The organism is Rhodothermales bacterium, from assembly GCA_039944855.1.
Classification (GTDB): Bacteria; Bacteroidota; Rhodothermia; order Rhodothermales; family JANQRZ01; genus JBBSMX01.
This window is the reverse complement of record JBDUXZ010000025.1, coordinates 39904-47904: the sequence shown is the minus strand read 5'-3', so window position 1 is coordinate 47904 and position 8001 is coordinate 39904. Positions and strand designations below refer to the sequence as shown.

The window sequence follows — 8001 nt, the reverse complement described above, 5'->3', positions numbered from 1 at the left end:
TCCACACCTCCACACCTCCACACCTCCACACCTCCACACCTCCACACCTCCACACCTCCACACCTCCACACCTCCACACCTCCACACCTCCACACCTCCACACCTCCACACCTCCACACCTCCACACCTCCACACCATCGGACCCAACGCCCTCCACGTGAGTATACCGGCCCATTCCACCGAATCTGCTCCGTTCCCGATGCGCCTCGCTCTCCCCCTCCTCTGCCTCCTCCTCGCCCTGCCGGCCTGGGCGCAGGAGACCTCCCACTTCCGCCAGAAGAACATCGCCGACGTCATCGAGCGCCGCGACGGCGACCTCGACGATATCCCCGCCGTTTACTACGACTACCACGTCGTCGAGAGCGACTCCCGGCTGGAGGCGAGGCTGAAGCTCTACCGGATGTACGGGGAGGAGAACAAGGGCCTCCTCCAGATCCTCAACCGGAACGACCTCGAGAACCTCCGCCCCGGCGACACCCTCGTCGTCCCGACCGACCTCACGCTGGATTTCCGGGCCTACTCCCCGTTCCCGCGCTACTACCCCGGCGCCCGCGAGATCGACAAGCTCGTCGTGCTCGACAAGAGCATCCAGGGCTACGCGGCCTACGAGTGGGGTAAGCTCGCCCGCTGGGGCATGATCAACACCGGAACGGAGAGCGCGAGGACGCCGAGCGGGCGCTTCAACGTCAACTGGAAGCAGGACTATCGCGTCTCGACGCTGAGCCCCGGCTATAACAACCCGTCGAACGACGAGCTGTGGGAGATGTACTGGGTGATGAACATCCACGAGGCACGCGGCATCCACCTCCACCAGTACGCCCTCCCGATGGGCGGCCCCGCCTCGCACGGCTGCATCCGCATGTCCGACCCCGACGCCCGCTGGCTCTACGCGTGGACCGACACGTGGGAGAAGACGGGGGGCGACGCGATCTCGTCCGTCGGCGCGACCATCCACGAGCAGGGCACGATCGTGCTCGTGATCGGGCACGACATCGTCGGCACGCCGAGCCCGTTCCTCTACCGCGAGGAGTACCCGGTGGTGAAGCGCGTCCGCCTCCCCGCCTCGCCCTACGACGTGCCCGCCGGCACCCCGCAGCAGGAGCAGTTCGACCGGCTGCGGGCGCAGTTGGCGGGCACGCGGCCGTAGGCGTTGGGCGGTGACAGGTAGGCGCTTTGCGCACATTCGCACTTTAGAGGACGGCGCTTATCTTGCGGACTAAAGGCGAACGGTTTCCGGCCTGTGCGCTTGATTTGCCAGAACCCAGCCACCGTCCTTCATTCCTCCCCCGTGTTGCTTATGCCGCCGCTGGACGCGTTGTATCACGCCCACGGGGCACCTAAGTAGGGGTTAGCTGGCCTGCCCCACCTCAATGCCTGAACTGCCCGCCTTCTGCGATAACTGCGGTGCCGTGTTCGGCTCCGGCTTCGTAATCGACAACTCCGTCAACGTCACTCTGTCCGGCAACAAATCTGGACCTTGCCCGGTGTGCGGAGGCATGGGGAGCGTGCCAGACGGTGTATTCAACTTCGTCGGCGAAACGATGGAGATCCTTGCCGCTCCTCAACGAACGACAGATCAACTTCGCCGGCTTGCACAGATCCTCGGAAGCGCACGCCAGCGGAACGCAACCCCTGAGGAGGTTAAGAAGGAGATTCGGAAGGAAGTCCCAGAGCTGTCGAAGCTGGCGGACTGGTTGCCAGCCAACCGAACCGAACTCTATGCGGTTATCGCAATCATTGTGACGCTGCTCTTTAACTTGGTGGATGCAGGTGTCAAGCTTGCAGAGATTGGGAAAGACTCCCTTTCCCGAGCCGAGGTCGAAAAGATTGCGGAGCAGGCCGTGAGGGGGGCGTATGGCAAACCCCAAGCCGAAGTTGTCAGAGAGGCGCAAATCGTGGTGGAACGTGCCGACTCACTCGGCGCTCCACCTCCGGACTCCACCAAATAGCTCGGGCCAGCTAACCCGCCGCTGCAAGCCGACGAAGGGCGTCAGCGTTGTCGGCTCGTCCAAACGTCGGCGCTACTCTCACCTCGTTCCGTACTCGTGCCATCAGCCCTTCGCGGTTGAGCGGCCATCTGTTCTGCGCCTCATGATGCGATCTAAGCGGATCCTGCTCTTCGCGATCTCAGCGTGCGTGGTCGCCTTCGCTCCTCCCTCTCAGGCGCAGGAGATCGCCCAGTGCCAAGGCGACTGGCGGGAGCACTTCGAGCCCGATCCAGACCTCCTCGTCTACGTCCCGGAGTACCAGCCCACCACGGAGAGTGAAGCCTTTCGCCGTACGGCCGTGAACCTCGGCTCCACCGTAGGCGACGCAGTTGAGACCCTGACCGTCGTCCGGTTCGACGTGGATACGCTCGGCCACGCGACCGACATCGGAGTCCTGTGCAGTCCGTCCGCTCGGCACGCCAAGCGAGCGCGTGAGCTTGTCCGCGGGACCGAGTTCATCCCTGCTCACGACCGGGGCCGGGCGATCCGCTACCCGATGACACTCCCCTTGGCGGTGACGGTCCGCGACGAGTAACCACGTGCCCTCCCGGCGCAGAACCCGCGCTCGCAGGCCGACCACGGGCTCGGCGGCTTCGCCTGTCTCGCCGCTAACGTCTACACTGCCCACTCCACCGCTGACGCTGCCCGTGGCGGCTGAAGCGCCACTCCGTTCTGCGGCTCAGGAAAACACCCGAGGGCATCGTCCCCACCTACCCATTGCAACACCTCGTCTCGTATCTCGGCGTAGGCGTGCTGCTCGCGCTCGCGATCCTCGGCAGCTCCGCCGTCATGGCGGTTTCGGCGGCCGCAATCGGGCTCGCGCTTTGGATCACGCGCAACGCCCCGCTCCGCGCTCGCCTGCTGGCTGTAGTCGGCGGGGCGCTCGGGGGGAGCCTGCTCGCGGAAACCGTCCACACGGCCTACCATCTCCTCGGCGGTGAGACGGCCAGCGGCGACGGCGGCTTCTTCTTCGCCTCCGCCGTGCTCGTCGGAGCTATCAACGCCGTCGCCATGCTCGCGGTCATGGGGCTGGCCTCCCTGTTCCGCTCCGCCCGTCCCGCTGGATGACTCGCCGACGCCTATCCCTCGCCGGGATCGGAACCCGCCGTTCCGTGTCGACTGCTGTGCGTATCCTGTAGTGCTTCTCCTGCATCCGTCCACCCAACCCCCCGCACGATGCATCGAGTCTACAGCCATTTCAACCCCGCGATGGTCCAGCTCGTCAAGAACGAGCTCGAACAACGGGGCATCGAATCCACCATCAAGAACGAGCACCTCGCCACCGTCGTCGGCGGGGCCGCGGGCGCGACGGACGCGTGGAGCGAGTTGTGGGTCGTGGATGAGGAGCGACTCGGCGAAGCGGTCGAGGTCGTGAGCGAGGTGATCGAGGGCGACACGGGCGAGTCGGCCGAGCCGTGGACGTGCCCGAGTTGTGGCGAGGAGGTGGACGGGCTCTTCGCCGTCTGCTGGAACTGCGGCCACAAACACCCCTCGGCTGGCTCCGCGTAACCTCTCCCGACAGCATGAGGGACCGGCACCTCCGAGCGATCCTGTGGCCACCTGCCGCCACCGGGTAGGCACGCCACGTTTTCAGGGAATCCCTCGGGGCTTCAGGCGCTCGATGCTATTGGAGATCCTCACGCGCGTTGCTATTTACTGCTCCGTCGCGGTGGGTCCCCGAAGGCGCCCCACCCACCCCTGCGCTACCTTCTACCCTCGCTCCTCCGCTCTCCTCCGATGGATCCTAAGCGCTCGGTTCTCACCCCCCACTTACTCAAGGTCTTCGGCACCGATGACGAGCCCATCGCTGCCATCGAAGAGCGCGCCCGGCTGTTCTTCCCGCGCGAGCCCTTTATCGTGTGGGAGGGGGACCCCACCACCTTCGCCTTCACCTTCGTCGGTGGCGACGCAGAGGACATGCTCGGCTTCCCCGCCGAACAGTGGATCTCTTCCCCGACGTTCTGGGCAGCCCACGTCGTTCATCCCCAAGACCGCAACGACGCCATCGCCTTCTGCGCCCTCGCGACGGGGCGAAAAGCCGACCACGTCTTCGAGTACCGGGCGATCACGAAGTCCCAGGACATCGTCTGGCTGCGGGACTACGTCCGCGTGATCGTCGGCCCGCGGAAGGTGCCGGTCCGGCTGCGCGGTCTGATGTTCGATGTGAGCGAGGAGAAGTGGCTGGAGCAGGCCTCCGCTCGCGAGGCCCTCCGCCTCCCCTCCTTGGCAGACTTGACCGTGACCGCGTAGCTCTCGCCGAGCACGCGGCCTCTGTCCTGCCCGATGCCGAAGCACCGTGATGGAAGGCGTCCTCCGATCGATCTGGGTCAAGCGGATGAAACGCGGCCCGATGGACCCCGCCTCGTCCGCCGACCTCGTTGCCGGGCGCGGGATCGTCGGCAACGCGGATCAGGGGCGGCGACGGCAGGTTACGCTCATCGAAGAAGAGGTATGGGCAGACTTGATGGAACGGCTCGGCGGCGCGCTCGACCCGTCCGCGCGGCGAGCCAATCTGATGGTCCGAGGCGTTCGACTCGCCGACAGCCGAGGCCGCGTGCTGCGCGTCGGTGCGTGCCGCATCCGCATCTTCGGCGAGACGAAGCCGTGCGAGCGGATGGACGAGGTCCTGCCTGGCTTGAAAGACCTGATGTTTCCCGACTGGCGCGGCGGCGCCTTCGGCGAGGTGCTCGACGACGGACGCATCGCCGTGGGCGATCCCGTGCGGTGGGCCGACTGACCGAAGAAACTCCCCTACTCGGCGCAGCCGGTCCGTTCCGCGTTGAGCAGGCAGAGCCCGGCGCGGATCTGGTCCTGCGCCGTCGGCACGATGAAACGGCCCGTCCGGTAGCCCGCGCCGAAGAAGCCGAACCCGTTCTCCACGTTCGAGAGCGTGCCCGGCTGGACGAGCACCTCGGGATCGAACGCGCCGCCCGCCGCGTCCACGTTCCACTCCTCGTTCGAGACGAACACGCTGACCTCGAACGACCGCAGCCCGACCTCGCCCAATTCGGACGCAGCGATCAACCGCTGCACGTCGGCGACGAACGGGATCGCGACGCGCCACCCGCCGGGCACGCGCTCCACCAACTCCGAGTGCCGGACGACCTGGAAGCGTGGCACGTCGCCGACGAACTCGTAGCGGGCCTGCACGCCGGAGAGCCGCGGCGCGTCCTGCACCCCGACGACATAGCGCGGGTCGGAGAAGGCGCCTTCGCGCGCCAGCGAATCCACATCCGTCAGCGGCGGCACGGTGACGGTGACAGTCGCAGCTTCGCCGTCGGAGCGCGTCACGTCGAGCCGGTACGCCTCTTCGTAGCCGGCGCGGAACGGCGCGAAGAACACGTGCCCCTGACTTCCGTCGGCGTACTGCACGAGCGAGTCCCGCCACACCCGCACTTCCCCGCTCTGCAACGTCGTCGACGTCACGGCCGCGTCGATGGCGTCCGGGTCGAGCGTGTCGATCGTTGGCGCGATCGGGACGACGCGGACGGCCTGCGTGTCGGCCTCGGCGTCGAGTTGCCCGAGGAGCGTGAACGGCCGCTCCTCCCCGAGCGTCGGCTCGACGGCCTCGTCACAGGCAGCGAGTGCCATCGTGGCGAGCAGCAGAACGATGAGGGCGCGCAGCGTGGGCATCAGTCGAAGGCGAGTTGGAGTCCGAACGACGGAAGGAGCGGGAGCTGATCGACGCGGCGGAGCGTGAAGGCGTCGTAGTAAAACAGGTTCGCCCGGTCGTACGCATTGACGAGCCCGGCCTGCAACGTCAGCTCGGCCGCGCCGACGTCGAATGTCCGCTCGACGGAAAGATCGAGCCGGTGGTATGCGGGGAGGACAGCGTTGAACGGCCGCTCGTAGATCACGCGGTCCGTCGCCGGGACTTCGAACACGTCCACGCCGCCATCGAGCAGGAGGAAGCGGTCGAACCCGAGCGCGCGGCTGAAGGGGAGCCCGCTCCCGAACTGCCACCGCGCCGATAAGTCAAACCCGGCGACGGTCGTGCCTACGAGAGCGTTAATCTGGTGACGGCGGTCGTGGGTCGGGCGGTAGTCGAGCGCCGACGTGCCGTACCACAGTGGCAGTTGCTCCTGCATCGCCGTGTAGCGGACCGACGAGAGGCTGTACCCGAGCGTGGCGAAGAGCGCGCCGCGCCGGTATTCGGCGCTGAGCTCTACTCCGCGCGCCCGTCCCTCGGCGGGCTGGAGGTTCGTCGTGAAGCGGGGAAACGCGGTCCACTCGGCCACGGAGAGATCGGAGAGCCACTTGAGGTAGCCCTCGGCGGAGAGCGTGAGCGACGTCGTCGGCGTGACGCGGTAGCCGACGAGCGCGTGGACGGCCCCGGCCACCTCGCCCGTCGGGGCCGGCGCCCACGCCGTGAACACACCCGCGGCGTCGCGGCGGTCGCTGATGCCGACGATCTCCTGGTGATAGAGCCCGGCCGCCGCGCTGATCTGGTGCACCCCGCGCCGCCACAGCGCCCGCAGGCGCGGCTCGACGAACGTGTCGCCGAGGCTCGGGAACGCATGGATGCGGAGGCCCGGCGTCACCGTCAGCTCGGTCCGTAGCCGGATCTCCGGCTCGACGTAGAGCCCGACGTCGGTGAGCGTCTCGCGCTCGCCGAGCCCCGCGATGTCGAGGTCACTTTCGAGCGTTGTCGTGCCGGCGAAGAGGCCGCCGCGGATCTCGGTCGAGCGGCCGTACTGTGTCACCTCCATCCGGCTCGACCACTTCTCGACGCGCGACTGCTGATCGGGGAAGCGCTGGCCGGGCGGCCCGGTCTCCGTGTCGAACCGCGTCAGCGCGACGACGATCTCGCCGCGGAGCGGGCTCGATCCCGGCAAAAAGAGGTAGCGCCCCCCGAGCCCGAGGTTGCTCCACCGGATCTGCGGCGGCGCGGGCTCGCCGGGCGCGGCCTCGCGGATCATCCCCCGGTCGAACGTGTGGAGGGCCGTGAACGAGAGCTGTGAGTTCTCCACGAGCCGGACGTGGAGCTTGCCGAATACGTCGCCGAAGCGGTACGGCAGGTCCTCCCCCGCGAGCTTCGAGCCCGCGTCCTCGATCACCGAGAGCCGCCCCGACGCGAGGACCGAGACGCGGTCTCGGAGGATTGGAAACTCGGCGCGGAGCCCGCTCACGAACGGTGCCGCGCTCGCCGACGCGGCCGGCCGGCGCAGGCTCCCGTTCCGCGACGACACGTCGAGCACCGACGACAGGTGCCCGCCGAACCGGCCGCCGAACCCTCCCGCGTAAAGGTCGGCGCGGCTCACAATTTCGGCGGGGAAAGCGGAGTAGAAGCCGAGGACGTGGAACGGCTGGTAGAGCGGAATCCCGTCGAGGAGCACGAGGTTCTGGCTGGGCTCGCCGCCTCGGATGAAGAGCTGCCCCCCGCTCTCCCCTGTCGCGACGACGCCCGGCACGGTCGTGAGGTACGCCGCGAGGTCGCCCGCGACGCCCGGCGTCGGGACGCGCTCGATGTCGGCGGCGTCGATGGAGCGGAGGCCGGCTTTGAGGTCGGTGTCCTCGGCGCGTTCGCCCTCCACCACGAGCTCGCCGAGGAGCGCGTCGGACGGGCGGAGCGCGACGTCGACGAACCGGATCTCGCCGGATGCGAAGGCGAGGGTGTCGACGTGGGATTCGTACCCCACGAACGAGACGCGGAGGCGGTAGCGACCGGATGGGAAACGCGCGAGCACGTACAGTCCGTCGCCGTCGGTGGCCGTCCCGAACGACGGCCGCTCCTCGGTCCCGAGCGGGTCGAGGACGACGGTTGCTCCCGGGAGCGCCACGCCGTCCTCGCTGTCGGTCACGAAGCCGCGCACGGCCGCCGACTGCGCCCACCCATCGGCAGGAAAGGCGAACGTGAGGAGCACCGCGAAAACGAAGGGAAGGCCGACGCGCATGCGGAGGAAGGGTCGAGGAGCGGAAGGCCCGCAAAGTAAAGCAGCGCCCCCGTTCGGAGAGGGCATTCCCCGATGCCGTGCTCGATCCGCACGGTCCCCGGCTCGTCCTCTGGTGCCCC

General features: G+C 67.8%; 9 protein-coding genes. 7 read left to right on the top strand and 2 right to left on the bottom strand.

Features of this window, described 5'->3' with window-relative positions; all coding sequences use genetic code 11:
• The first annotated feature begins 199 nt into the window (after positions 1 to 199).
• From ABJF88_14135 to ABJF88_14105, 7 genes are all read left to right on the top strand, one after another.
• A complete protein-coding gene (locus tag ABJF88_14135; protein ID MEP0548070.1) occupies positions 200 to 1147 on the top strand; it encodes a L,D-transpeptidase in 948 nt (315 codons plus the stop codon).
• A 223-nt stretch (positions 1148 to 1370) separates the two neighbouring features.
• Positions 1371 to 1949, top strand: coding sequence for a hypothetical protein (locus tag ABJF88_14130; protein MEP0548069.1), 579 nt, complete (start codon positions 1371 to 1373; stop codon positions 1947 to 1949).
• A gap of 142 nt (positions 1950 to 2091) precedes the next feature.
• Positions 2092 to 2523: a hypothetical protein gene (locus tag ABJF88_14125; GenBank protein ID MEP0548068.1), complete on the top strand. Its 432-nt coding sequence runs from the start codon at positions 2092 to 2094 to the stop codon at positions 2521 to 2523.
• Positions 2524 to 2705: 182 nt separating this feature from the next.
• Complete coding sequence (locus ABJF88_14120; protein MEP0548067.1) at positions 2706 to 3056, top strand: hypothetical protein; 351 nt, start codon at positions 2706 to 2708, stop codon at positions 3054 to 3056.
• A gap of 108 nt (positions 3057 to 3164) precedes the next feature.
• On the top strand, positions 3165 to 3497 hold the full coding sequence (locus tag ABJF88_14115) for a DUF2007 domain-containing protein (protein MEP0548066.1): 333 nt from the start codon (positions 3165 to 3167) through the stop codon (positions 3495 to 3497).
• Positions 3498 to 3725: 228 nt separating this feature from the next.
• Positions 3726 to 4238 carry a PAS domain-containing protein gene (locus ABJF88_14110; GenBank protein ID MEP0548065.1) on the top strand — a complete coding sequence of 171 codons (513 nt, stop codon included), beginning with the start codon at positions 3726 to 3728 and terminating at the stop codon, positions 4236 to 4238.
• A gap of 49 nt (positions 4239 to 4287) precedes the next feature.
• Positions 4288 to 4725 (top strand): MOSC domain-containing protein, encoded by a 438-nt coding sequence (locus ABJF88_14105; protein MEP0548064.1) that lies wholly within the window; start codon positions 4288 to 4290, stop codon positions 4723 to 4725.
• 14 nt (positions 4726 to 4739) lie between these two features.
• On the opposite strand, the gene ABJF88_14100 is transcribed toward ABJF88_14105, so the two are convergent.
• Together ABJF88_14100 and ABJF88_14095 are read right to left on the bottom strand one after the other, a co-directional pair.
• A complete protein-coding gene (locus ABJF88_14100; protein ID MEP0548063.1) occupies positions 4740 to 5621 on the bottom strand; it encodes a hypothetical protein in 882 nt (293 codons plus the stop codon).
• Positions 5621 to 7882: a TonB-dependent receptor gene (locus tag ABJF88_14095; protein MEP0548062.1), complete on the bottom strand. Its 2262-nt coding sequence runs from the start codon at positions 7880 to 7882 to the stop codon at positions 5621 to 5623. The genes ABJF88_14100 and ABJF88_14095 overlap by 1 nt, the downstream gene beginning before the upstream one ends.
• Positions 7883 to 8001: the final 119 nt, after the last annotated feature.

What these genes read in the sequence shown, in the direction of transcription:
- ABJF88_14135 (MEP0548070.1), top strand. Translation starts at nt 200, where the DNA reads ATGCGCCTCGCTCTCCCCCTCCTCTGCCTCCTCCTCGCCCTGCCGGCC.
- ABJF88_14130 (MEP0548069.1), top strand. Translation starts at nt 1,371, where the DNA reads ATGCCTGAACTGCCCGCCTTCTGCGATAACTGCGGTGCCGTGTTCGGC.
- ABJF88_14125 (MEP0548068.1), top strand. Translation starts at nt 2,092, where the DNA reads ATGATGCGATCTAAGCGGATCCTGCTCTTCGCGATCTCAGCGTGCGTG.
- ABJF88_14115 (MEP0548066.1), top strand. Translation starts at nt 3,165, where the DNA reads ATGCATCGAGTCTACAGCCATTTCAACCCCGCGATGGTCCAGCTCGTC.
- ABJF88_14110 (MEP0548065.1), top strand. Translation starts at nt 3,726, where the DNA reads ATGGATCCTAAGCGCTCGGTTCTCACCCCCCACTTACTCAAGGTCTTC.
- ABJF88_14105 (MEP0548064.1), top strand. Translation starts at nt 4,288, where the DNA reads ATGGAAGGCGTCCTCCGATCGATCTGGGTCAAGCGGATGAAACGCGGC.
- ABJF88_14100 (MEP0548063.1), bottom strand. Translation starts at nt 5,621, where the DNA reads ATGCCCACGCTGCGCGCCCTCATCGTTCTGCTGCTCGCCACGATGGCA.
- ABJF88_14095 (MEP0548062.1), bottom strand. Translation starts at nt 7,882, where the DNA reads ATGCGCGTCGGCCTTCCCTTCGTTTTCGCGGTGCTCCTCACGTTCGCC.